Consider the following 21,881-nt stretch of genomic DNA (forward strand, 5'->3'; position numbering starts at 1 on the left):
GGTCACTCGGCGATCTCGGTCCGTTCCCACCACTCGTAGACAGGCAGGCGTCCCTCCGGGCTGTCCTGATGCCGCGAAGTGATCTTGAAGTGCTCGTACCCGCCGCGGTGCGGAATCTTCAGCTCTTGTCCGGGAGGGGTGATCGGAACGATCCGCTCGTGCAGATCGTCCGGGCCACCCTCAAGGACTGCCTTTGTACCCATATCCCCAGTGTCCTACCAGCGGGACGACCCGCACATCGGAATACGCGGTCGATTCGGGCCGCCGGGCGCGCCGACTCGGCTGACGTGGCCGACGATGGAAGAAGTCGGGAGGCTCCCATGGAATACCCAGAAAGCTACGAGTTGATATTTCAGGCGCCCGCCGTGGAGGACGACGTCGTGATCGTCCGGCGCACCGACAAGGCGGGAGCGGGCGGGTATCCGATCTACGAGGACGAAACGGGGATCGTACGCGCGGAGATCAGCGACCGGGGGGAGGTACGGATGCTCGCCAGCGGCGGCCATCAGGTGCCCAGGATGCCGATGACGGCACGCTCACTCAGCTCCTGAACCGGCCCGTGCCGGGGCGGCCGGCTTGGGCCGGACGGGCGACGTGTTGCGGTCTTGGGCACCCCCGGTCACTCTGGTGTGTGACCCAGAAGCGACATGCGCTCACTCTTCGCACTCGGGGGTCCGCAGCCGAAGAGGTGACCAGGTCGCGGTGAGGAGCAACGGTCATGCACGTCACGACCGCCTGCCGCTACACCTTGGAAGTGCAGGCATCCACAGAGCGGATTCCCCAGATCCGGCGCATTCTGGCAGCGCACCTTCGGTACTGGAGCCTCGAGCACCACATAACACCGGTCTGCCGCGCTGTCGACGAGCTCGTCGGCAACGTCGTCCAGCACGTCGAGGGCGACAAGACATGCGTGGTGGAGGTGCGCTGGACGGGAAGGCACCTGATCGCGTCCGTGGCGGACAAGGACCGCCGGATGCCGCGGGTGACCAGTTCCTGCCCGAACAAGGGCGGGCTCGCCACCGTCGCGTTCCTCAGTGACAGCTGGGGCACATGCGGCACCGCCACCGGCAAGGTGATCTGGTTCAGCAGGCGCGTCAAGGAGGTGCAGCACATCCTGCGGGCCGCGCCTGTCCCGATGCTGCCCACGCGTGAGTTCAAGCCGCTGCCGCCGAACACTGCGCTGGGGCGGGAGCCGGGCCCGGCCGCGCCGGAGAACATCCGGGAGCGGGACCGCGTCCGCGTCGCGGCAGTCGGCTGACGAAGGAGCCGTACGGGCGAAACACCTCGCCCGTACGCGCTACCCGGCCGCGCGGCGCCTTGTCCGCGGCGGCATCGACAGGTGCCCTGGCCATCTCCCCGGCCCGACCTCTGCGTCGGGCCCTCGAGAGCCAGGAGCACCGGATGCACCGCAGCGCCACGTTCGCCGCAGCCGCCCTGATCACCCTCGCCGCAGCTGTTCCCGCCCACGGGGTCGGCGACAAGCCCACTGCGCCGCGGGGCCTGTTCCTGACCGTGTCCGGCAGCGAGAACACCTGGATCCGCGGGGTGCTGCTGCACTGTTCGCCGGTGCCCGGCGGGGCGCACCCCAATCCCGACGCCGCCTGCGAGGAGCTCGCCGCCGCGCGCGGGGATCTGGACCGGCTGCCCGGCAATCCGCATCCGTGCATCGACAAGTTCGACCCGGTCACGGTCGGGGCCACCGGCACCTGGCGAGGCAGACCCACGGAGTGGCACAAGACGTATGCCAACGCGTGCGAACTCGACGCGGCGACCGGAGAAGTCTTCCACTTCTGAATCCGCTGCTTCCGCTCGGAGCAGCCTGCCCGGCACGCCGCCTCAGTTTCCGCGCGAAGTGATCACCCCGATCGTCACCAGGCCGAGAACCACCCAGCCGAACCAGAGCCAGCCATTGCTTCCGAGTGCCGCCGTGTAGGCCGTCACGACCACCAGGGTCCCGACGGTGAGCACTCCCATCGCCTTCGTGGATCCGGACATGCGCGCCCTCCTCCGACGGCCACGGCCGTCAGAGCTCATCGTCACCCGTGAGAAGGGCCTTGCGCTACTGCCCGGCTACTGTCCGCGCGCTTGGAGCGAGGCGAGATACGCGTTGTACGCCGCGAGATCCTTGTCGCCGTCCCGGTCCGCGGCACGGTCCATACGCCTCGCCTCCCGCTGCTCGGAGCGGTACCACTGGAAGACCAGCGCGACCAGCACCAGCACGGAAGGGATCTCGCTGAACGCCCAGGCGATGCCGCCGGCCGCGTTCTGATCGGCGAGCGCGTCGATGCCGAGCGAGGCCGGCGGATTCTCGTACGCCTTGATCATCGGCTCGGTCGCCATCATCAGCGCGATGCCGAAGAAGGCGTGGAACGGCATGCCCGCGAAGAGCTCCAGCATCCGCATCACATAGCCGGGCCGGTGCGGCCCCGGGTCCACGCCCATGATCGGCCAGAAGAACACCAGGCCGACCGCAAGGAAGTGCACCATCATCGCCACATGCCCGGTCTTGGACTCCATCAGGAAGTCGAACAGGGGCGTGAAGTAGAGCGCGTACAGGCTCGCGATGAAGAGCGGGATCGTGAAGACGGGGTGCGTGACGATCCGCATGTAGCGGCTGTGCAGCAGGACGAGCAGCAGCTCACGCGGCCCCTTGCTGCCGCGGCGCGCGGCGACCGGCAGCGCGCGCAGCGCCAGCGTCACCGGCGCGCCGAGCAGCAGCACGATGGGGGAGAGCATGCTGATCACCATGTGCTGCACCATGTGCACGCTGAACATGACCATGCCGTAGTCATTGAGCTTGGTGCACATCACCAGCGCCACGCTCAGCACGCCGACGGTGAACAGGACGGTACGGCTGACCGGCCAGCTGTCGCCGCGCCTGCGCAGCCGCAGCACGCCCCACCCGTACAGACCGAGCCCGAGCAGACAGCCGATGAGGAAGAAGGGGTCCGGTGAGAGTTCGAGCCCCCGCCCCAGCGTGAACGGCGGCAGATCCATCGTCATGCCGTGCCCGCTGTGATCCATCCGCCGGCTCCTGCTTCGTACTGGGTTGTCCGCTTGTCCGGACCAGAGTAGAACTGTCCCCGGCCGCGCCTGCGACCGGGGGCAGTTCGTTCAGTTATGCATGATTTCGGTTATGCGTCATTCGGCATTCGCGGTGTCAGAGCACGCACTCGGCCTCGGCGTACCGCTCGGCCGGGACGGTCTTCAGCGTCTCCACGGCCTGGGCCAGCGGCACCATCGTGATGTCCGTGCCGCGCAGCGCCGTCATCATGCCGAACTCGCCGCGGTGCGCGGCCTCCACGGCATGCCAGCCGAAGCGGGTGGCGAGGACACGGTCGTACGCGGTCGGGGTACCGCCGCGCTGGACGTGGCCGAGGATCACCGCACGGGCCTCCTTGCCGAGCCGCTCCTCCAGCTCGACAGAGAGCTGCTGGGCCACGCCCGCGAAGCGCTCGTGCCCGTAGACGTCCTTGCCGCCCTCGTTGAACTCCATCGAGCCCTCGCGCGGCTTGGCTCCCTCCGCGACCACGACGATCGCGAACTTCTTGCCCGCCGAGAAACGCTCACCGACCCGCTCGGTCAGCTCGGCGATGTCGAACGGCCGCTCCGGGACGACGATGGCGTGCGCGCCCGCCGCCATGCCGGAGTGCAGCGCGATCCAGCCGGTGTGCCGCCCCATGACCTCGACGATCAGCACACGCTGGTGCGATTCGGCGGTGGTCTTCAACCGGTCGAGAGCCTCGGTGGCGACCCCGACGGCGGTGTCGAAACCGAAGGTGACGTCGGTCGACGCGATGTCGTTGTCGATGGTCTTCGGTACGCCGACGATCGGCAGCCCGCTCTCGGAGAGGAGGTTGGCGGCCTTGAGGGTGCCTTCGCCGCCGATCGGGATGATCGCGTCGAGACCCAGCTCGGCGACATGCCCCTTGGCCCGCTCCACACCGTCGCGCAGATGAGCCGGCTGGACCCGGGAGGAGCCGAGAATCGTGCCGCCGCGGGCCAGAATGCCGCCCACCGCGTCAAGGTCGAGCTTGCGGTAGTCGCACTCGAGAAGGCCCTTCCAGCCGTCGTGGAAGCCGATGACCTCGTCGCCGTGGTCGACGACGGCGCGGTGCACGACGGAACGGATGACGGCGTTCAGACCGGGGCAGTCGCCGCCGGAGGTGAGCACACCAATGCGCATAGCCCGAAATACCTTTGCAACGTGGGCCGACTTCCGGACCACGTCGTCCGGTTCGATCCCCGCCACCCTACCGGCGCGGGGTGACGGGGCCGAACCGGGCGTCCGAGGGATGGACGCGACCGACTGTCAGGCCGGCTGGGTCGCGGCTGCGATGCGCTCGGCGCGCAGCGACTCGTACCACCGGTCGTCCGTCGGCGGCAGTGCGTTCACATCGAGGGCCAGCTTCAGCAGCAGGTCCGCGATCTGCGGGTTGCGGGCCATCACGGGACCGTGCATGTAGGTGCCGAACACCGTCTCGTTGTACGCGCCTTCGGTTCCGTCGCCCGTGCCGTTGCCCCGGCCGAGGATCGTGCGCGCGAACGGGCGGGCCGTCGGGCCGAGATGCGTGATGCCCTGGTGGTTCTCGAAGCCGGTCAGCTGCGGCAGCCCCAAGCGCGGGTCGATGTCGGCCAGTACGTCGCCGACGCACCGCTCGCCCTCGCCGCGCGTGGAGACCACGTCGATCAGACCGAGACCCGGCTCACGCTCGCCCAGGTCGTTGATGAACTCATGGCCGAGGATCTGGTACCCGGCGCAGACCGAGAAGATGATCGCGCCGTTGGACGCGGCCCGGCTGAGCCCGCCGTCGCGGCGCAGCCGCTCGGCCGCCAGCCGCTGCGGCCGGTCCTCGCCGCCGCCGATCAGATAGATGTCGCCGGAGGTGGGGACCGGCTGGTCGCTGCGTACGTCGATACGCATCACGTCCAGGCCGCGCTGCCGGGCCCGGCGCTCGATGACGAGGGCGTTGCCCTGGTCGCCGTAGGTGCTGAGCAGGTCCGGGTAGACCCAGACCAGACGCAGGCTGTTGTCGCTCATGCTCATGTCCTTTTCGGGTCCGCGGTCAGTTGCCGACGCGGCGGCGCAGGTCCTGGAAGGCGGTGTAGTTGGCGATCGCCTCGATCCGCCCGGGCGGGGCCAGCTGCACCGCCTCGTCGACGGACTCGCACACCCGGAAGTCCAGGCCCGCGACCTCGAGCCGGACCGCGAGGTCCAGCTTGCGGTCGCCGATGACGAAGATCGGGTGGCCGGCGAGCCGGGTGTAGTCGACGTCCCAGAGCCACGAGGTGTCCGTGCCGTCGGCGCCACGGGCGTTGACCGACAGGATGACCGGGGTCGGCGGCGGGTCGATCAGGGAGAACGTTTCGAGCCAGCCGGCCGGGTTCTTCGCCAGCAGCAGGCGCAGATCGCGGTTCAGGAAGGAGACGACGTCGTAGCGGCCGGCGACGGCCTGCACCGAGTACATGCGCTCCAGGGCGACCTGCGGCGGCACGCCGAAGCAGGCGGCGACCGCGGCGGATGTCGCGGCGTTCGCCTTGTTGGCACGGCCCGGCAGCTGGAGGTGGATCGGCCACGCCGATCCGTGCGGGTCCAGGACGTGGTCGCCGCTGAGCACCCAGCTCGGGGCGGGCCGGCGGAAGCCGCACTCGCCGCAGAACCAGTCGTCGCCGGGGCGCTGCATCACACCGCCGCAGGACGGGCAGGACCAGGCGTCGTCCTTCCACTCCTGGCCGGCGGCCACCCACACCACATTGGGCGACGATGACGCGGCCCACACGATCAGCGGGTCGTCGGCGTTGGCGATGACCATGGCCTTCGTACCGGCAAGGCCCTCACGCCACTTCTCGGCGAGCATCCGGGTCTCGGCCGCGCGGTCCAGCTGGTCGCGCGAGAGGTTGAGCAGCGCAATCGCCTTCGGGGTCACATCGCGGGCGACGCCGGCCAGGTACTTCTCGTCGACCTCGATCACACCGAACTTGGCGTCGGAGCCGCCGGCCAGTGCCGAAGTGATGCCGGCGGGCATATTGGCGCCGAGCGCGTTGGAGACGACAGGGCCGCTGGCCCGCAGAGCCTCGGCGATCAGCCGGGTCGTCGTGGTCTTGCCGTTGGTCGCCGACACGAGGACGACGTCCAGGTGCTGCGCCAGCCGCCCCAGCAGATCGGGGTCGAGCTTGAGCGCGACCCGGCCGCCGATCACTGATCCGCTGCCGCGTCCGGCGGCGCGCGACACCGCTGCCGCGGCCTTGCCTGCCGTCACGGCCAGCTTGGCGCGCGGCGTCAGGGGCTCCGAGTTGCCTGACATCGTCCTTGATCCTCCTTGCATCGGTCCGGCCCAGCCTATCGAGGTCCGGCCGGGCGCCCGTACGTCGGCACCGTCGGAAAACGTGGAGGTCACGCGGGACCGTACGCTTACGGCCATGCGAAACCGGCCGATCCCCGGCAGTTCCGGACTCGTGAGGGCCATGAGCCTGTTCGGAGATCCGGTGCTGCACGCCCCCTGCGAGAGCGTCAGCGACTTCTCCGCCGGGCTGAACAAGCTCATCGAGGACATGTTCGCGACGATGTACGCCGCCCAGGGGGTGGGCCTCGCGGCGAACCAGGTGGGGACGCCTCTGCGGGTGTTCGTCTACGACTGCCCGGACGACGAGGACGTCCGCCACCTCGGACACATCGTCAACCCCCGTCTGGTGGAGGCGGACGGGGTCGCGGTGCGCGGCCCGGAGGGCTGCCTCTCGCTGCCGGGCCTGGAGGCCGGGACGGAGCGCTATGACCGCGCGGTGGTGGAGGGCGTGACGTCGGACGGTGCGCCGGTGCGGGTGGAGGGCACCGGCTTCTTCGCGCGGTGCCTTCAGCACGAGTGCGACCACTTGGACGGGCTGGTCTACCCCGACCGCCTCAGGGGCTGGCGCCGCGCGAAGACACTGCGCGCGGCGCGCAGGGCAGCCTGGTAACCGGCGGACCCCTTCCCGGACTGGGGCTCCGCCCCGGGCCCCGCGCCTCAAACTCCCCCAGACTTCGTCCGGGGGACCCCACGAGGCTTGAATTTCCGCCGGACGGGCGGAAATTCAAGCCCGTCCGGCGATTGAGGACAACGCCCGAAGGGCGTGCGGGGGTGGCGGAGCCCCGGTCGACAAAGGCCCCCTAGAAGCCAGGGCCGCCCGCGCGGTCGCCCGCCGCCGCCAAGCGGCCCCAGAGCAGATCGGCCAGACTCCGCACCAACTCCGCGCGGGAGCAAGGACGTTCGCCGAGCCACCAGTCGCCCGCCGCGTGCATCATGCCGACGATGCCGTGGCCCCACACCCGCGCCAGCTGCTCGCTGCCGGGGCCCAGATCGACCCGGTCGTGGATCACCTTCGCCAGCTCCTCGCCGAGCCGGCGCAGCAGCGGCGCCGAGTGGCGGCCGACGTCGAAGCCCGCCTCCGACGGCTGGGCGTCCTCGGCCGGATGCATCAGGAAGCGGTAGACCTGCGGGCGTGCTTCGATCGCCGCGAGATACGTGTCGAGCGTGGCCTCGACCCGCTCGCGGCGATCCGCGGGCGCATCGACCGCCGCACGCAACGCGTCCAGCAGCGCGTCCGTGTGGCGCTTGGCGAGGGCCCGGTACAGGCCGCCCTTGTCGCCGAAGTGCCGGTACAGGATGGGCTTGGTGATGCCCGCCTCCGCGGCGATGGCGTTCATGGAGGCCTGTGGCCCGTCCCGGAGCACCACCCGGTCCGCCGCTTCGAGCAGCTCCCGGCGCCGCTGGTCGGCCGGCCTCTGCTGGCCCGCCGCCTGCTGTGTGGTCTCCATAGTTCTATCTCCCCACCCGAGCGATTGCGTGACGCCTGCGCAACGTAACACCCTGACCGCTGTTCCAGGTCAACCGGCCATGGCTGGTTGACACGCGCTACTTGCCGGTAACAGACTTCTGTTACCGCAAGTAACATGCAGGAAGTCACCGCAGTGCTGGAGGGAACATGGCCGAGTTCACGCTCGAACTCAACGACGACCAGAAGCAGGTCCGCGATTGGCTGAACGGCTTCGCCAAGGACGTGATCCGCCCGGCCGCCGCCGAGTGGGACGAGCGTGAGGAAACCCCCTGGCCGGTCATACAGGAAGCGGCCAAGGTGGGAATCTACTCCCTCGACTTCTACGCCCAGCAGTTCTTCGACCCGACCGGACTCGGCATCCCGATGGCGATGGAGGAGCTCTTCTGGGGCGACGCCGGGATCGCCCTCTCCATCGTCGGCACCGGGCTCGCGGCCGTCGGCGTCCTCGCGAACGGCACCGAGGAGCAGATCGGCACCTGGATCCCCCAGATGTACGGCGACGTGGACGACGTCAAGGTCGCGGCCTTCTGCTCCTCCGAGCCGGACGCGGGCTCCGACGTCGGGGCGATGCGCACCCGCGCGGTCTACGACGAGGCCAAGGACGAATGGGTGCTGAACGGCACCAAGACCTGGGCGACCAACGGTGGCATCGCGGGCGTCCATGTCGTGGTCGCCGTCGTCGACCCGGAGATCGGCTCCAAGGGGCACGCCTCCTTCATCGTCCCGCCGCAGACCCCCGGCCTCTCGCAGGGCCAGAAGTTCAAGAAGCACGGCATCCGCGCGTCCCACACCGCCGAGGTGGTCCTGGAGGATGTCCGCGTCCCCGGGCACTGCCTGCTCGGCGGCAAGGAGAAGCTCGACGAGCGTCTCGCCCGGGCGCGCGAGAGGGCCAAGGCGGGCGGCGAGCGCTTGAAGAACGCGGCCATGGCCACCTTCGAGGCGTCCCGCCCGGCCGTCGGCGCGATGGCGGTGGGCACCGCCCGCGCCGCGTACGAAGTCGCCCTCGACTACGCCACGACGCGCAGCCAGTTCGGCCGCCCGATCATCGACAACCAGGGCATCGCCTTCCAGCTGGCCGACATGCGCACCCAGATCGACGCCGCGCGGCTGCTGGTGTGGCGTGCCTCCTGGATGGCGGCGACGGGCAAGCCCTTCACCTCCGCCGAGGGCTCCATGTCCAAGCTGTACGCCTCCGAGACCGCGAAGAAGGTGACGGCGCAGGCCATCCAGATCCTGGGCGGCAACGGCTTCACCCGCGAGTACCCAGTGGAGCGCATGCATCGCGACGCCGCGATCTACACGATCTTCGAGGGCACCAGCGAGATCCAGCGCCTGGTGATCGCCAGAACCCTTTCGGGCATGCCGATTCGCTAGTTTCTGTCCCTAATTGCCGGAGTGGCCGGAATTGCCGGAGTGGCCGGACGGGCTTGATATCAAGCCCGTCCGGCGACTGCGCGCAGTCCGGTGATGACGAACCCGCAGCGAGGTCAGGCGGCGAGCAGCGCCTCGATCGCGGCGACGACCTCCGCGGCCTCAGGCTCCGTGGTCGGCCGGATCCGGGCCACGACCTGGCCGTCCTTGCCGATGAGGAACTTCTCGAAGTTCCACTGGATGTCGCCCGCCTCGCCGTCGGCGTCCGCGACCTTCGTCAGCTCCGCGTACAGCGGGTGCCGGTCGGCGCCGTTCACATCCGCCTTCTCCAGCATCGGGAAGGTCACGCCGTACGTCGCCGAGCAGAAGGACTGGATCTCCTCCGCGCTGCCCGGCTCCTGGCCCGCGAACTGGTTGCACGGCACGCCGAGGACGCTGAACCCCTGGTCGCCGTACTGCTTCTGCAGCCGCTCCAGACCGCCGTACTGCGGGGTCAGCCCGCACTTGGAGGCGACGTTCACCAGCAGGACGGCCTTGCCCTGGTAGTCGGCGAGCGAGGTGGGTTCACCGGCGAGCGTGCGCAGCGGGATGTCGTACAGGGTCATGGAAATCTCCTCAGTGACAGGCAATCGACGTTCATTGTGAACGCCAGGGACGGAAGAGACCTTCCTGCACGACCGATACGAGAAGATTGCCCTCCCGGTCGTAGATACGGCCGCGCGCCAGTCCCCGCCCGCCCGTCGCGATCGGCGACTCCTGGTCGTACAGGAACCACTCGTCCGCTCGGAAGGGCCGGTGGAACCACATCGCGTGGTCCAGCGAGGCCATGTCGAAGCCGCGCCTGCCCCACAGCGGCTCAACCGGGAGGCGGACGGCGTCGAGGAGCGTCATGTCGCTCGCGTATGTCAGCGCGCAGGTGTGCACCAGCGGGTCGTCGCCGAGGGGCCCGACCGCGCGCATCCACACCGCGCTGCGCGGGTCCGCATCCTTGATCTCCTCCGGGGTCCAGCGCAGTCGCTCGGCATAGCGGATGTCGAAGGGCTGGCGGCGGGCCATCCGCTCCAGCGCCTCGGGCAGCGAGCCCAGATGCTCACGGATCTCCGTGGTGACCGTGGGGAGGGTCTCGGGGTCCGGGAAGTCGAGACGCGGCGGCAGCTGGTGCTCGATGCTGCCCTCCTCCGGCCGGTGGAAGGAGGCGGTCAGATTGAAGATGGTCTTGCCCTGCTGCACCGCCGTGACCCGGCGGGTGGTGAATGACCGGCCGTCCCGCACGCGCTCGACCTGGTAGACGATCGGCACCCCGGGGATGCCCGGGCGCAGGAAGTACGCGTGCAGCGAGTGGACCGGGCGTTCGCCGTCGGTGGTGCGGCCGGCCGCGACCAGCGCCTGGCCCGCCACCTGCCCGCCGAAGACCCGTTGCAGGGACTCCTCCGGGCTGCGCCCGCGGAAGATATTGACCTCGATCTGCTCCAGGTCGAGCAGATCGACCAGGCGCTCGGCCGGGTTCGTCATCGGGTGTTCTCCTGTGTTCCCAGTGTCAGAGCTGGCCGACGTCGGTGACGCGCACAACTGCCCGGCCTTCCTCGTCGGAGGCCGCCAGATCGACCTCCGCGCTGATACCCCAGTCATGGTCGCCGTTCGGGTCGGCGAAGATCTGCCGGACGCGCCACAGTCCGTGCTGCGCGTCCTCCTCGATCAGCAGCAGCTTCGGGCCCCGCGCGTCGGGCCCGGTGCCCAGGTCCTCGTACTCGTCCCAGTACTTGTCCATCGCCTCGCCCCAGGCCTCCGCGTCCCAGCCGGACTCGGCGTCCAGCTCGCCGAGCTCGCGGACGTGGTCCAGTGCGGCCAGTTCGACCCGGCGGAACATGGCGTTTCGCACGAGCACCCGGAAGGCGCGGGCGTTCGCGGTGACCGGCTTGACCTGGTCGGCCTTCTCCTGGGCCTGCTCGGCGGTCTCGATCTCCGGGTTGGCGAGCTGCTCCCACTCGTCCAGCAGGCTGGAGTCGACCTGCCGCACCATTTCGCCGAGCCAGGCGATCAGGTCCTCGAGATCCTCGGACTTCAGGTCGTCCGGGATGGTGTGCTCCAGCGCCTTGTACGCGCTCGCGAGATAGCGCAGCACGATGCCCTCGGTGCGCGCGAGTTCGTACCAGGAGGTGAACTCTGTGAAGGTGAGGGCCCGTTCGTACATGTCACGGATGACGGACTTCGGAGAGACAGGGTGGTCACCGACCCACGGGTGCGACTTCTTGTAGACGTTGTACGCGTGCCAGAGCAGCTCTTCCAGCGGCTTGGGGTACGAGATGTCCTGGAGCCGCTCCATGCGCTCCTCGTACTCGATGCCGTCCGCCTTCATCTGGCCGACCGCCTCACCGCGCGCCTTGTTCTGCATGGCGGCGAGGATCTGGCGGGGGTCGTCGAGCGTCGACTCGACCACGGAGACCATGTCCAGGGCGTAGGACGGGGACTCCGGGTCGAGCAGGTCGAAGGCGGCGAGCGCGAACGTCGACAGCGGCTGGTTCAGCGCGAAGTCCTGCTGGAGGTCGACGGTGAGCCGGATGGTGCGGCCCTCGGCGTCGGGCTTGTTCAGCTGCTCAACCACGCCGCCGTCGAGAAGCGAGCGGTAGATGGCGATGGCCCGGCGGATATGGCGCAGCTGCGCCTTGCGCGGCTCGTGGTTGTCCTCGAGGAGGCTGCGCATCGCCTCGAAGGCGTTCCCGGGCCGGGCGATCACCGAGAGCAGCATGATGTTGGTGACCCTGAAGCGCGAGGTCAGCGGCTCCGGCTCGGAGCCGATCAGCTTCTCGAACGTGGTGTCCGACCAGGCGACGAAGCCCTCGGGAGCCTTCTTCCTGACCACCTTGCGGCGCTTCTTCGGGTCGTCGCCGGCCTTCGCGAGCGCCTTCTCGTTCTCGATGACGTGCTCGGGGGCCTGAGCGACCACAAAACCGGCGGTGTCGAATCCGGCCCGCCCGGCGCGACCGGCGATCTGATGGAACTCGCGGGCGCGGAGAGTACGTACGCGATTGCCGTCGTACTTGGTGAGAGCGGTGAACAGCACCGTGCGGATGGGGACGTTGACGCCGACGCCGAGCGTGTCGGTACCGCAGATGACCTTCAACAGGCCTGCCTGCGCGAGCTTTTCGACCAGACGGCGGTACTTGGGCAGCATGCCGGCGTGGTGTACGCCGATGCCATGGCGTACGTAACGGGACAGGTTCTGCCCGAACTTGGTGGTGAAGCGGAAGTTGCCGATCAGTTCGGCGATCTTGTCCTTCTCCTCGCGCGTGCACATGTTGATGCTCATCAGCGACTGCGCGCGCTCGACCGCCTGGGCCTGCGTGAAGTGCACGATGTAGACCGGCGCCTGCCTGGTTCCGAGCAGCTCGGTCAGCGTCTCCGTGATGGGCGTCGTGACGTACTCGTACGAGAGCGGGACGGGCCGGGTCGCGGACCGCACGACCGAGGTCTCGCGGCCGGTGCGGCGGGTCAGGTCCTTCTCGAACATGGAGACGTCGCCGAGCGTCGCCGACATCAGAATGAACTGTGCCTGCGGCAGCTCCAGCAGCGGGATCTGCCAGGCCCAGCCTCGGTCCGGCTCCGCGTAGAAGTGGAACTCGTCCATCACGACCTGGCCGACGTCGGCGTGCTTGCCGTCGCGCAGGGCGATGGAGGCCAGCACCTCGGCGGTGCAGCAGATGACCGGGGCGTCGGCGTTGACGGAGGCGTCGCCCGTCAGCATGCCCACGTTCTCGGTGCCGAAGAGCTTGCAGAGGTCGAAGAACTTCTCGGAGACCAGCGCCTTGATCGGCGCGGTGTAGAAGGTGACCTTGTCCTGGGCCAGAGCCGTGAAGTGCGCGCCCGCGGCGACGAGGCTCTTACCTGAGCCGGTGGGGGTCGAAAGGATCACATTTGCCCCGGAAACCACCTCGATCAGCGCCTCCTCCTGAGCCGGGTAGAGCGTGATGCCCTGGCCTTCGGCCCATGACGAGAAGGCTTCGAAGAGGGCATCGGGGTCGGCATCCGGCGGCAGCTGATCGATAAGGGTCACGCCCCCCATCTTGCCTGCCTTCACCCCCGATCAGGGAACCGGACGGAGACGACAAGATCACGGGGCGATACGCTGCCCTGTCAACTGGCTTCACCACAAGAGCAAATGGGGCGGGAACGCACATGATGGGACCGGCGCACTCTCTGTCCGGGGCGGCTGCCTGGCTGGGGGTGGGCGCGGCGACCGCTGCCGCCGGCCACTCGATGCCGTGGCCGGTCCTCGTTGTCGGAGCGCTTATCTGCGCGGGCGCGGCGCTCGCGCCGGATCTCGACCACAAGGCGGCGACGATCTCGCGGGCCTTCGGGCCCATCTCGCGCGGACTGTGCGAGGTCGTCGACAAGCTGTCGTACGCGGTCTACAAAGCGACGAAGAAACAGGGCGACAAGCGCAGGACCGGCGGCCACCGCACGCTCACCCACACCTGGCTGTGGGCGGTCCTGATCGGCGCGGGCACCTCCGCGCTGGCGATCACCGGCGGCCGCTGGGCGGTCCTCGTGATCCTCTTCATCCACCTGGTGCTCGCGGTCGAGGGCCTGCTGTGGCGGGCGGCGCGGGTCTCCAGCGACGTACTGGTGTGGCTGCTCGGCGCGACGAGCGCGTGGATCCTGGCGGGCGTCCTCGACAAGCCGGGCAACGGCGCGGACTGGCTGTTCACCGCCCCCGGCCAGGAGTATCTGTGGCTGGGCCTGCCGATCGTGCTGGGCGCGCTGGTGCACGACATCGGCGACGCGCTGACGGTCTCGGGCTGCCCGATACTGTGGCCGATCCCGGTGGGGCGCAAGCGCTGGTACCCGGTGGGGCCGCCCAAGGCGATGCGGTTCAGGGCGGGCAGCTGGGTAGAGCTGAAGGTGCTGATGCCGGTGTTCATGCTGCTCGGGGGAGTGGGCGGCGCGGCGGCCCTCGGATACCTCTGATCGGATACCTCTGAGGGGCGCCGCGCGCCTCACCGTGCCGGAACCGTCGCGCGCCTCACCCGTGCCAGGACCGCCACAGAGCCGCGTACGCGCCCTCGGCCGCCACCAGTTCGTCGTGGCTGCCCAGTTCGCTGATCCGGCCCTCCTCCACCACCGCGATCACATCCGCGTCGTGGGCCGTGTGCAGGCGGTGGGCGATGGCCACCACCGTGCGGCCGTCCAGGACCCGGGAGAGCGAGCGCTCCAGATGGCGGGCCGCGCGCGGGTCGAGCAGCGAGGTCGCCTCGTCCAGGACCAGCGTGTGCGGGTCCGCGAGGACCAGCCGGGCCAGGGCGATCTGCTGGGCCTGGGCCGGGGTGAGGGCGAGGCCGCCCGAGCCGACCTCGGTGTCCAGGCCGTCGTCCAGCGCCTGCGACCAGCCGTCCGCGTCGACCGCTCCGAGCGCGGCCCACAACTCCGCGTCCGACGCGCCCGTACGGGCCAGCAGCAGGTTGTCGCGCAGGGAGCCCACGAACACGTGGTGCTCCTGGTTGACCAGCGCCACATGCTCACGGACCCGCTCGGCGGGCATCTCGGCCAGTTCCGCGCCCCCGAGCGTGATCTGTCCCGCGCGCGGTGCGTAGATGCCCGCGAGCAGCCGCCCGAGCGTGGACTTGCCGGCGCCCGAAGGACCGACCAGGGCCAGCCGGGTGCCCGGTTCGACGTTCAGCGTCACCCGGTGCAGCACGTCGACGCCCTCGCGGTAGCCGAAGTGCACCGTGTCGGCGCGAACCTTGCGGCCATCGGGCACCACGCCCGGATCGCCGGCGTCCGGCTCGATGTCGCGTACGCCGACCAGCCGGGCGATCGACACCTGGGCGACCTGGAGCTCGTCGTACCAGCGCAGGATCAGGTTGACCGGGTCGACCAGCATCTGTGCGAGCAGGGCGCCCGTCGTCAGCTGCCCGACGCTGATCCAGCCCCGCAGCACGAAGACGCCGCCGATCAGCAGCACCGAGCAGAGGATCGTCACATGCGTCACGTTGATGACGGGAAAGAGCACCGACCGCAGATAGAGCGTGTAACGCTCCCACGCGGTCCACTCCTTGACCCGCTGCTCGGACAGCGCCACCCGGCGTCCGCCGAGGCGGTGGGCCTCCACCGTCCGCCCGGCGTCCACGGTCTCGGCCAGCATGGCGGCGACCGCCGCGTATCCGGCGGCCTCCGAGCGGTACGCGGAGGGCGCCCGCCTGAAGTACCAGCGGCAGCCGATCACCAGCGCCGGGACGGCGACGAGCACCGCGAGCGACAGCGGCGGCGCGGTCACCGTGAGCGCGCCGATGAGCAGGCCCGCCCAGACCACGCCGATCGCCAGCTGCGGCACGGCCTCGCGCATCGCATTGGCCAGCCGGTCGATGTCGGTGGTGATACGGGAGAGCAGATCACCCGTACCGGCCCGCTCAAGTACACCGGGCGGCAGCCCGACCGACCGCACGAGGAAGTCCTCGCGCAGGTCGGCCAGCATCTCCTCGCCGAGCATCGCCCCGCGCAGCCGCATCAGCCGTACGAACACGGTCTGCACGACCAGCGCGAGCGCGAACAGCGCGGCGGTGCACTCCAGATGGAGTTCGCGCGCCCCGTCCGCCAGGTCCTCGACGAGTCCGCCGAGCAGATACGGGCCGACCATCGAGGCGATCACCGCGACGGCGTTGACGGAGACGAGCAGCACGAAGGCCCTGCGGTGCCGCCGCAGCAGTTCGCTGACGTACGCCCGCACGGTCGCCGGGGTCCCGACGGGCAGGGTCGCCGCCGTCTCCGGGGCCGCCGGGTCGTACGCCGGTGGCGCCACGCCGATCATGCCGACTCCTCGATCTCTTCCAGTGCTTTCAGCGAGTCGGTGGCATCGATGCCACCGAGCTGCTCTTCCTCGGTCTCGCGGGTGACGACCGCGCGGTATTCGGCGTTGCCGTACAGCAGTTCGCGGTGCACGCCGACCGCCGCCACCTCGCCGTCGTGCACGAACACCACCCGGTCCGCACGGTCGAGCAGCAGCGGTGAGGAGGCGAACACGACCGTGGTGCGGCCGGCCCTCAGCTCCCTGACGCCCTGCGCGATCCGCGCCTCCGTGTGCGAGTCCACGGCCGATGTCGGCTCGTCCAGCACCAGCACCTCGGGGTCGGTCACCAACGAACGGGCCAGCGCGAGCCGTTGGCGCTGCCCGCCGGACAGCGAGCGGCCACGCTCGGTGATCCGCGTCCGCATCGGGTCGCCCGAGTCCTCCTCCGACGCCTGCGCGAGCGCGTCCAGTACGTCACCGCACTGCGCGGCCCGCAGCGCCGCCTCGGCACTCACCTCGCCCGAGGCCGGCACGTCCAGCAGCTCCCACAGCGTCCCGGAGAGCAGCACCGGGTCCTTGTCCTGTACGAGGACGCAGGTCCGCGCTCCATCGAGCGGCAGGTCGTCCAGCGCCACCCCGCCCAGCAGGACGGAGGGGCTCTTCTCCTCCTCGGCGGCATGACCGCCGAGCCGCTCGGCGAGCAGCCCGGCCGCGTCCGGGTCGCCGCACACGACGGCGGTGAACCGGCCCGCCGGGGCCAGCAGACCGGTGGCGGGGTCGTAGAGGTCCCCGGCCGGAAGGGCGGCATCGTCGAGGCCGCCGCGCTCGCCCTCGTACGAGGTCCGCTCCAGCGACAGCACCCGGGCCGCCCGCATTGCGGAGGGCCGCGCGAAGGAGTACGCCATGGCGATCTCCTCGAAGTGCCGCAGCGGGTACATCAGGAGTGTGACCGCGCTGAAGGCGGTGACCAGCTCGCCGACCTCGACCCGGCCGTCGCGGGCGAGCCCCGCGCCGTACCAGACCACCGTGATCAGCAGCAGACCCGGCAGCAGCACCTGGATCGCCGAGATGAGCGACCACATGCGGGCGCTGCGGACGGCTGCCCTGCGCACCTCCTGGGAGGCCTGGCGGTAGCGGCCGAGGAACAGTTCCTCGCCGCCGATGCCGCGCAGGACCCGAAGGCCCGCGACGGTGTCCGAGGCCAGTTCGGTGGCCTTGCCGGCCTTCTCGCGCTGGATGTCGGCGCGCCGGGTGGCCCGCGGGAGCAGCGGCAGTACGGCCAGGGCCAGCACCGGTACGCCGGCGGCGACCACGACGCCCAGTGCCGGTTCGTACAGGACCAGGCCGACGCAGATCAGGACCACCGTGATGGCGGCCGCGGCGAAGCGCGACACCGCCTCCACGAACCAGCCGATCTTCTCGACGTCGCCGGTGGAGACCGCTACCACCTCGCCGGCGGCGACCCGGCGGGTCAGCGCCGAGCCCAGTTCCGCCGTCTTGCGTGCCAGGAGCTGCTGGACACGTGCCGCGGCGGTGATCCAGTTGGTGACGGCGGTACGGTGCAGCATCGTGTCGCCCAAGGTGATCGCCACGCCGCACAGCGCGATGAGCGCGCCGGCGAGCGCGAGGCGGCCGCCGGAGCGGTCCACGACCGCCTGCACGGCCTGGCCGACGCCCAGCGGCAGCCCGGCGACACCGCAGAAGTGCAGCAGTCCCCAGGCCAGCGACTTCAGCTGGCCGCCCAGCTGATTCCGCCCCAGCCACAGCAGGAATCGCGGCCCTGACCTGGCATCGGCCACACCGGGGTCGGGATACGGAAGATCGCGAATCTGCATGACGTCCCAGGGCTCGAAGTGTGGCGGAAACCGTGCAAGGTTCGCCTTTTGGTGCCCCGTCCCGCAATCGGTTTTTGTGCGGCAGGACACACAACACGCCAAGATCGAACAACTCGCCCTGGTGCTTTGGACCCGCCGCACGCTTCACTCCTGACGCATGAGACGACGACAGATCATGTCCATGCTCGCCGGGCTGGCGCTGGCGGCCGGGTCGCTGCTCGGCGCCGGGCCCGCCACCGCGGCCGACGATCCTCCGGCGGAGTTCGGCAGCGACTGGCACGACCCGGTCACCGCCGTACCGCCCATCGGCCGGCCCGGTACGAAGTCCTGCCAAGTGACGCTCGCCGAGGCGCAGTTCCGCGATTTCACGCCGTACAAGGGGAGTTACACACCGCCGAAGGGGTGTGGCGACCGCTGGAGCAAGGTGGTGCTGCGGCTCGAAGGAAGCGTCAAGGGACGGCAGTACGACCGCCTGGGCTATCTCACGGTCGGCGGCGTGGAGATTCTGCGGACCTCCACCCCGCAGCCTTCGCCGGACGGCATCGCCTGGTCGGTGGAGAAGGACGTCACGCGCTACAGCGACACCCTGCGCGGGGCCCAGCCGGTCGAGATGCTCATCGGCAATGTCGTCAACGAGACGTACACAGGCATCTTCGATGTCACGGTCACGCTGACCTTCTACGCCGCCGGGCGCGGCGCGACGAGTGCGGCGATCGCCGACAAGGTGCTTGCGCTGGACGGTACTTCGCTCACCACACCGCGCAACTCCGAGCGGATCGTCGCCGAGGTGTACGCCACCGGATCGGGCGGCGGCTGCGAGGAGTACTGGTATCTGACCGTCCCTGACACTGCGCCGTACTCCTGCAAGGCCGCCGACGGCCCCTATCGCGAGGTGCAGATCAAGGTCGACGGGCAGCTCGCCGGAATCGCCGCCCCCTTCCCCACGGTGTGGACCGGCGGCTGGTCCAACCCCTTCCTCTGGTACGTGATCCCGGGGCCGCGGGCCTTCGACATCAAGCCCATCCAGTACGACCTCACGCCTTTCGCCGCCCGGCTCAACGACGGCAGGCCGCACCGCGTCGAGGTGTCCGTCGTCGGAGTCCCGGCCGGCCAGACCGGCTGGTCCACGCCCACCAACGTGCTGGTGTGGCAGGACGAGGGAAGCGAGGTCGTCACCGGCGCGCTGACCCGCCACGAGGAGAGCGCACCCGTCAACTCCACGACGTACACACCGGGTTCGGAACACCGGCTCGACACCAGGGGCGAACACCGGCTCACCGTCGCCGGTCACCTCGACACCTCGCACGGGCGGGTCGCCACAACCGTGAATCGCGCGCTCGCGGGCACCTCCGTCCACCGCTGGACCGAGGGCGAGAACCAGGACGCGCTCAAAGGGAGTTGGAGGGACGACGAGACCGTGACAACGGGGAGGCAGATCACGGCCACGCACCGGACGTACACGATGGACGGCGTCACCACGCTGGGCGCCGGGGACCGGCTGCGTACCGTCCTCACCCTGGGGGACAAGGCCGACACCGTCGTCACCCGGGGTGGGAAGAAGCTGACCTGGTCGCGGCTGGACGACGCGTACGCGGGCGATGCGACCTACACCGCCAATGTGCCGCGCGACCAGCGGCACGCGGTCGGCACGACGGCGGAGCGCTACCGACTGTACGGCTCCGAGGGCTGCTACGACCGCGCTCTGCGGACGGTCCAGGGGGTGGTGACCGAGGACAGGCGGCGCTGCTGAGGACGTCCAGCTCTGTAGCAAAGGACAAGTCGGCCCAGGCGAGTTGAGGTGGGCGGGGCCCGGCCTGTGCGGGCCGGGCCGCGCCTGCCCCGTCAGACCGTGGGCTTGACCGAGTCCACGCCGGGGCGGGACTTCTTCCACTCGCCCCGGGTGAAGTCCGGGATCTGCTGCGGCGCGCCCTTCGCCTTGATCGACGCATGGCTCAGCGGTACCGGAGCCGTCCAGGTAGCCGCGTCGTACACATCGAAATCGGGCACGAGACCCAGCTGCATGCACTGCATCAGCCGGAATATCATGATGTAGTCCATGCCGCCATGGCCGCCGGGCGGGTTGGAGTGCTCCTTCCACAGCCAGTGGTCCCAGTCGGCGTACTTCGCGAAATCGCCCCACTGGTCGTCGGTGTGGTCGGGCTCGATATAGATCCGCGACGGGTAGTCCTCGAAGACACCCTTCGTCCCGCCGAGGCTGTTGATCCGGCTGTAGGGATGTGGCGTCGACACATCGTGCTCCAGACGGATGACCCGTCCCTTCGCCGTCTGGACCAGGCTGATCGTACGGTCGCTCTCGATGTACGTCTCCTTCCAGCTCGGGTCGCCCGGCGGCATGGTGGCCTTCCGGTACTCGGCAAGACCCAGCGCGGGCGTACCGAAACTGGATATGTGTGTCACACGGTCACCGCGGTTGATGTCCATGTAGTTGGAGACCGGGCCGAAGCCGTGGTTCGGGTAGAGGTCGCCACGCAGCCGGGTGTGCCACAGCCGCCGCCAGGGACCTTCGTAGTAGCCCGGGTCGAACATCAGGCCGCGCAGATCGTGGTTGTACGCTCCCGCGCCGTGCAGCAGATCGCCGAACTTGCCGGCGTGCGCCATGCGCAGCACCCGCATCTCGTTCTTGCCGTAACAACAGTTCTCCAGCTGCAAGCAGTGCCGTCTGGTGCGCTCGGAGAGGTCGACCAGCTCCCACAGTTCGTCCAGGCGCATGGCGATCGGACACTCCACGCCGACGTGCTTGCCGTTCAGCATGGCGGTCTTGGCCATCTCGAAGTGGAAGTCCCAGGGCGTGGCCACATAGACGAAGTCGATGTCCCCCCGCTTGCACAGGTTCTCGTAGTCGTCCTCGCCGTTGGTGTAGACGGCCGGGGCGGGCTGGCCGGCCTTGACCACCTTGGCGGCCGCGCTCTCGGTCTTGGCCTTGACCGGGTCACAGAGGCCGACGACCTGGACTCCGGGGAGGGCGAGAAAGAGGTCGATCATGCTGCCGCCGCGGTTGCCGAGGCCGACGATCCCGACGCGTACGGTGCCGCGCCGCTCGAAGGGCACCCCGGCCATCGTGCTGCCCTTGCGGGCGGGCGCTTCGGCGGTCTCCGCTCCGGCCTGCGAGGCCGCCGCCTGCGCTGCCGCACCGGCCGTGCCGCTCTCCGCCGCCGCCGCGGGGCCGGTGCCGAGCGCGCCCAGGCCGAGCCCGGCGCCCGCCACACCGGCCGTGGTCCGCAGTACGGAGCGACGGCTCAGCGAGCCGTCGTCGCCCTCCGCCATACCGGGGTTCTGCTGTGCTGCGTCGTTCATCGAGCCTCCAGGAGACGTGTCGTTGAGCTGACGTTGCGCGGCGTGCTGCGGCTGGTTCAGTGAACCTCGGTAAGGACCTTGGTAGTTGGTGCTGCTGATGCGCAAGAGAACTTGTTTGGACTCTTGGTCCGAGCTCATGGACTCTTCTGCGCGACGTCGCCGGGGACCTGGGCCGGCGCAAGCGGAATGCCTTCAGCGCAGCGCCATGAGGCGAAAGCGCCGACTGGGGCGAGCTGAAGGTGAGTTGCGCCGACTCAGCAGCGCGGCCCCGGCCCGTCGACCAGGGTGGACAGCAGCCCGCCGAGCACCTCGCGCTGGTCGGCGGTCAGGGGAGCCAGGATGTCCTCAGCGGCCGCGCGGCGCGCGTCGCGCAGCGCCCTGAGCGTGGCGCGGCCGGTGTCGGTGAGCTCGATCCGGATCACCCGGCGGTTGGTCGGGTCGGGGGCGCGGCGGACGCGGCCACTGGCTTCCAGACCGTCCACCAGGCTCGTCACGGCGCGGGGGACCACCTCGAGGCGGGCGGCGAGATCGGCCATGCGCGGCGGCTCGTCGTAATGCGCGAGGGTGCGCAGCAGCCGGGACTGGGCGGGGGTGATCGCGATGTCGGCCGCCTCCAGCTGCAGCTTCTGGCTGCGGTGGAGCCGCCGGGTCAGCCGCAGCAACTGCTCGGCCAACAGGCCGTCGGGATCGGGGAGCCCTGAAGATGAGGACAGCATGTGGGAACAATATCAGGACCAGACTCATTGTGAAGATAGGTAACAATGAGC

21 protein-coding genes are annotated in these 21,881 nt (G+C 69.7%); 7 read left to right on the forward strand and 14 right to left on the reverse strand.

All coding sequences use genetic code 11. The features are described 5' to 3' along the window. Nucleotides 1–2: 2 nt before the first annotated feature. On the reverse strand, nucleotides 3–203 hold the full coding sequence (locus tag QFZ67_RS33940) for a DUF5988 family protein (protein ID WP_307664859.1): 201 nt from the start codon (nucleotides 201–203) through the stop codon (nucleotides 3–5). 117 nt (nucleotides 204–320) lie between these two features. Here QFZ67_RS33940 and QFZ67_RS33945 point away from each other — a divergent pair, with 117 nt between their 5' ends. From QFZ67_RS33945 to QFZ67_RS33955, 3 genes are all read left to right on the forward strand, one after another. Continuing rightward, nucleotides 321–551 carry a DUF6296 family protein gene (locus tag QFZ67_RS33945; protein WP_307664860.1) on the forward strand — a complete coding sequence of 77 codons (231 nt, stop codon included), beginning with the start codon at nucleotides 321–323 and terminating at the stop codon, nucleotides 549–551. Between the two features lie 167 nt (nucleotides 552–718). Next, nucleotides 719–1,258: an ATP-binding protein gene (locus QFZ67_RS33950; RefSeq protein ID WP_307664861.1), complete on the forward strand. Its 540-nt coding sequence runs from the start codon at nucleotides 719–721 to the stop codon at nucleotides 1,256–1,258. Nucleotides 1,259–1,401: 143 nt separating this feature from the next. Further along, nucleotides 1,402–1,794: an SSI family serine proteinase inhibitor gene (locus QFZ67_RS33955; protein ID WP_307664862.1), complete on the forward strand. Its 393-nt coding sequence runs from the start codon at nucleotides 1,402–1,404 to the stop codon at nucleotides 1,792–1,794. A 42-nt stretch (nucleotides 1,795–1,836) separates the two neighbouring features. Here QFZ67_RS33955 and QFZ67_RS33960 read toward each other — a convergent pair whose 3' ends face one another. From QFZ67_RS33960 to QFZ67_RS33980, 5 genes are all read right to left on the reverse strand, one after another. Then, nucleotides 1,837–1,995: a hypothetical protein gene (locus QFZ67_RS33960; protein ID WP_307664863.1), complete on the reverse strand. Its 159-nt coding sequence runs from the start codon at nucleotides 1,993–1,995 to the stop codon at nucleotides 1,837–1,839. A gap of 75 nt (nucleotides 1,996–2,070) precedes the next feature. After that, nucleotides 2,071–3,024, reverse strand: a complete 954-nt coding sequence (locus tag QFZ67_RS33965) for a cytochrome c oxidase assembly protein (RefSeq protein ID WP_307664864.1) — start codon at nucleotides 3,022–3,024, stop codon at nucleotides 2,071–2,073. A gap of 136 nt (nucleotides 3,025–3,160) precedes the next feature. After that, nucleotides 3,161–4,186, reverse strand: coding sequence for a 6-phosphofructokinase (locus QFZ67_RS33970; RefSeq protein ID WP_307664865.1), 1,026 nt, complete (start codon nucleotides 4,184–4,186; stop codon nucleotides 3,161–3,163). A 126-nt stretch (nucleotides 4,187–4,312) separates the two neighbouring features. Then, complete coding sequence (locus QFZ67_RS33975; RefSeq protein WP_307664866.1) at nucleotides 4,313–5,041, reverse strand: type 1 glutamine amidotransferase; 729 nt, start codon at nucleotides 5,039–5,041, stop codon at nucleotides 4,313–4,315. 25 nt (nucleotides 5,042–5,066) lie between these two features. Then, nucleotides 5,067–6,305 (reverse strand): MurT ligase domain-containing protein, encoded by a 1,239-nt coding sequence (locus QFZ67_RS33980; RefSeq protein ID WP_307664867.1) that lies wholly within the window; start codon nucleotides 6,303–6,305, stop codon nucleotides 5,067–5,069. A 115-nt stretch (nucleotides 6,306–6,420) separates the two neighbouring features. Between QFZ67_RS33980 and def the strand changes: the two genes are divergently transcribed. Next, on the forward strand, nucleotides 6,421–6,954 hold the full coding sequence (gene def / locus QFZ67_RS33985) for a peptide deformylase (RefSeq protein WP_307664868.1): 534 nt from the start codon (nucleotides 6,421–6,423) through the stop codon (nucleotides 6,952–6,954). Nucleotides 6,955–7,144: 190 nt separating this feature from the next. On the opposite strand, the gene QFZ67_RS33990 is transcribed toward def, so the two are convergent. Then, complete coding sequence (locus QFZ67_RS33990; RefSeq protein ID WP_307664869.1) at nucleotides 7,145–7,792, reverse strand: TetR family transcriptional regulator; 648 nt, start codon at nucleotides 7,790–7,792, stop codon at nucleotides 7,145–7,147. A 167-nt stretch (nucleotides 7,793–7,959) separates the two neighbouring features. On the opposite strand from QFZ67_RS33990, the gene QFZ67_RS33995 reads away from it, so the two are divergent. Then, nucleotides 7,960–9,186: an acyl-CoA dehydrogenase family protein gene (locus QFZ67_RS33995; RefSeq protein ID WP_307664870.1), complete on the forward strand. Its 1,227-nt coding sequence runs from the start codon at nucleotides 7,960–7,962 to the stop codon at nucleotides 9,184–9,186. Between the two features lie 113 nt (nucleotides 9,187–9,299). Here the strand turns inward: QFZ67_RS33995 and QFZ67_RS34000 are convergent, their stop codons facing one another. The 3 genes from QFZ67_RS34000 to QFZ67_RS34010 are packed head-to-tail and all read right to left on the reverse strand — an operon-like array spanning nucleotide 9,300 to nucleotide 13,234. Further along, nucleotides 9,300–9,788 carry a glutathione peroxidase gene (locus QFZ67_RS34000; protein ID WP_307664871.1) on the reverse strand — a complete coding sequence of 163 codons (489 nt, stop codon included), beginning with the start codon at nucleotides 9,786–9,788 and terminating at the stop codon, nucleotides 9,300–9,302. Nucleotides 9,789–9,819: 31 nt separating this feature from the next. After that, the gene (locus QFZ67_RS34005) at nucleotides 9,820–10,695 is read right to left on the reverse strand and encodes an acyl-CoA thioesterase II (RefSeq protein ID WP_307664872.1); all 876 of its coding nucleotides are present in this window, start codon (nucleotides 10,693–10,695) and stop codon (nucleotides 9,820–9,822) included. A gap of 25 nt (nucleotides 10,696–10,720) precedes the next feature. After that, nucleotides 10,721–13,234, reverse strand: a complete 2,514-nt coding sequence (locus QFZ67_RS34010) for an RNA helicase (RefSeq protein WP_307664873.1) — start codon at nucleotides 13,232–13,234, stop codon at nucleotides 10,721–10,723. A 122-nt stretch (nucleotides 13,235–13,356) separates the two neighbouring features. On the opposite strand from QFZ67_RS34010, the gene QFZ67_RS34015 reads away from it, so the two are divergent. Next, on the forward strand, nucleotides 13,357–14,148 hold the full coding sequence (locus QFZ67_RS34015; protein WP_307664874.1) for a metal-dependent hydrolase: 792 nt from the start codon (nucleotides 13,357–13,359) through the stop codon (nucleotides 14,146–14,148). 55 nt (nucleotides 14,149–14,203) lie between these two features. Here the strand turns inward: QFZ67_RS34015 and QFZ67_RS34020 are convergent, their stop codons facing one another. Both QFZ67_RS34020 and QFZ67_RS34025 read right to left on the reverse strand, forming a co-directional pair. Further along, nucleotides 14,204–15,985: an ABC transporter ATP-binding protein gene (locus tag QFZ67_RS34020; RefSeq protein ID WP_307664875.1), complete on the reverse strand. Its 1,782-nt coding sequence runs from the start codon at nucleotides 15,983–15,985 to the stop codon at nucleotides 14,204–14,206. Further along, nucleotides 15,982–17,799 (reverse strand): ABC transporter ATP-binding protein, encoded by a 1,818-nt coding sequence (locus tag QFZ67_RS34025; protein ID WP_307664876.1) that lies wholly within the window; start codon nucleotides 17,797–17,799, stop codon nucleotides 15,982–15,984. Before QFZ67_RS34025 ends, QFZ67_RS34020 begins: the two co-directional genes overlap by 4 nt. Nucleotides 17,800–17,956: 157 nt before the next feature. Between QFZ67_RS34025 and QFZ67_RS34030 the strand changes: the two genes are divergently transcribed. Beyond that, the gene (locus QFZ67_RS34030) at nucleotides 17,957–19,549 is read left to right on the forward strand and encodes a peptide-N4-asparagine amidase (protein ID WP_307664878.1); all 1,593 of its coding nucleotides are present in this window, start codon (nucleotides 17,957–17,959) and stop codon (nucleotides 19,547–19,549) included. A gap of 92 nt (nucleotides 19,550–19,641) precedes the next feature. Here the strand turns inward: QFZ67_RS34030 and QFZ67_RS34035 are convergent, their stop codons facing one another. Together QFZ67_RS34035 and QFZ67_RS34040 are read right to left on the reverse strand one after the other, a co-directional pair. After that, complete coding sequence (locus QFZ67_RS34035; protein WP_307664879.1) at nucleotides 19,642–21,114, reverse strand: Gfo/Idh/MocA family protein; 1,473 nt, start codon at nucleotides 21,112–21,114, stop codon at nucleotides 19,642–19,644. 254 nt (nucleotides 21,115–21,368) lie between these two features. Continuing rightward, nucleotides 21,369–21,830: a MarR family winged helix-turn-helix transcriptional regulator gene (locus tag QFZ67_RS34040; protein ID WP_307664880.1), complete on the reverse strand. Its 462-nt coding sequence runs from the start codon at nucleotides 21,828–21,830 to the stop codon at nucleotides 21,369–21,371. Between the last annotated feature and the right edge of the window lie 51 nt (nucleotides 21,831–21,881).

Origin of the sequence: Streptomyces sp. V1I1, assembly GCF_030817355.1 — a bacterium.
Lineage (GTDB): Bacteria > Actinomycetota > Actinomycetes > Streptomycetales > Streptomycetaceae > Streptomyces.

What these genes read in the sequence shown, in the direction of transcription:
- QFZ67_RS33940 (WP_307664859.1), bottom strand. Translation starts at nt 203, where the DNA reads ATGGGTACAAAGGCAGTCCTTGAGGGTGGCCCGGACGATCTGCACGAG.
- QFZ67_RS33945 (WP_307664860.1), top strand. Translation starts at nt 321, where the DNA reads ATGGAATACCCAGAAAGCTACGAGTTGATATTTCAGGCGCCCGCCGTG.
- QFZ67_RS33950 (WP_307664861.1), top strand. Translation starts at nt 719, where the DNA reads ATGCACGTCACGACCGCCTGCCGCTACACCTTGGAAGTGCAGGCATCC.
- QFZ67_RS33955 (WP_307664862.1), top strand. Translation starts at nt 1,402, where the DNA reads ATGCACCGCAGCGCCACGTTCGCCGCAGCCGCCCTGATCACCCTCGCC.
- QFZ67_RS33960 (WP_307664863.1), bottom strand. Translation starts at nt 1,995, where the DNA reads ATGTCCGGATCCACGAAGGCGATGGGAGTGCTCACCGTCGGGACCCTG.
- QFZ67_RS33965 (WP_307664864.1), bottom strand. Translation starts at nt 3,024, where the DNA reads ATGGATCACAGCGGGCACGGCATGACGATGGATCTGCCGCCGTTCACG.
- QFZ67_RS33970 (WP_307664865.1), bottom strand. Translation starts at nt 4,186, where the DNA reads ATGCGCATTGGTGTGCTCACCTCCGGCGGCGACTGCCCCGGTCTGAAC.
- QFZ67_RS33975 (WP_307664866.1), bottom strand. Translation starts at nt 5,041, where the DNA reads ATGAGCGACAACAGCCTGCGTCTGGTCTGGGTCTACCCGGACCTGCTC.
- QFZ67_RS33980 (WP_307664867.1), bottom strand. Translation starts at nt 6,305, where the DNA reads ATGTCAGGCAACTCGGAGCCCCTGACGCCGCGCGCCAAGCTGGCCGTG.
- def (WP_307664868.1), top strand. Translation starts at nt 6,421, where the DNA reads ATGCGAAACCGGCCGATCCCCGGCAGTTCCGGACTCGTGAGGGCCATG.
- QFZ67_RS33990 (WP_307664869.1), bottom strand. Translation starts at nt 7,792, where the DNA reads ATGGAGACCACACAGCAGGCGGCGGGCCAGCAGAGGCCGGCCGACCAG.
- QFZ67_RS33995 (WP_307664870.1), top strand. Translation starts at nt 7,960, where the DNA reads ATGGCCGAGTTCACGCTCGAACTCAACGACGACCAGAAGCAGGTCCGC.
- QFZ67_RS34000 (WP_307664871.1), bottom strand. Translation starts at nt 9,788, where the DNA reads ATGACCCTGTACGACATCCCGCTGCGCACGCTCGCCGGTGAACCCACC.
- QFZ67_RS34005 (WP_307664872.1), bottom strand. Translation starts at nt 10,695, where the DNA reads ATGACGAACCCGGCCGAGCGCCTGGTCGATCTGCTCGACCTGGAGCAG.
- QFZ67_RS34015 (WP_307664874.1), top strand. Translation starts at nt 13,357, where the DNA reads ATGATGGGACCGGCGCACTCTCTGTCCGGGGCGGCTGCCTGGCTGGGG.
- QFZ67_RS34020 (WP_307664875.1), bottom strand. Translation starts at nt 15,985, where the DNA reads ATGATCGGCGTGGCGCCACCGGCGTACGACCCGGCGGCCCCGGAGACG.
- QFZ67_RS34025 (WP_307664876.1), bottom strand. Translation starts at nt 17,799, where the DNA reads ATGCAGATTCGCGATCTTCCGTATCCCGACCCCGGTGTGGCCGATGCC.
- QFZ67_RS34030 (WP_307664878.1), top strand. Translation starts at nt 17,957, where the DNA reads ATGAGACGACGACAGATCATGTCCATGCTCGCCGGGCTGGCGCTGGCG.
- QFZ67_RS34035 (WP_307664879.1), bottom strand. Translation starts at nt 21,114, where the DNA reads ATGAACGACGCAGCACAGCAGAACCCCGGTATGGCGGAGGGCGACGAC.
- QFZ67_RS34040 (WP_307664880.1), bottom strand. Translation starts at nt 21,830, where the DNA reads ATGCTGTCCTCATCTTCAGGGCTCCCCGATCCCGACGGCCTGTTGGCC.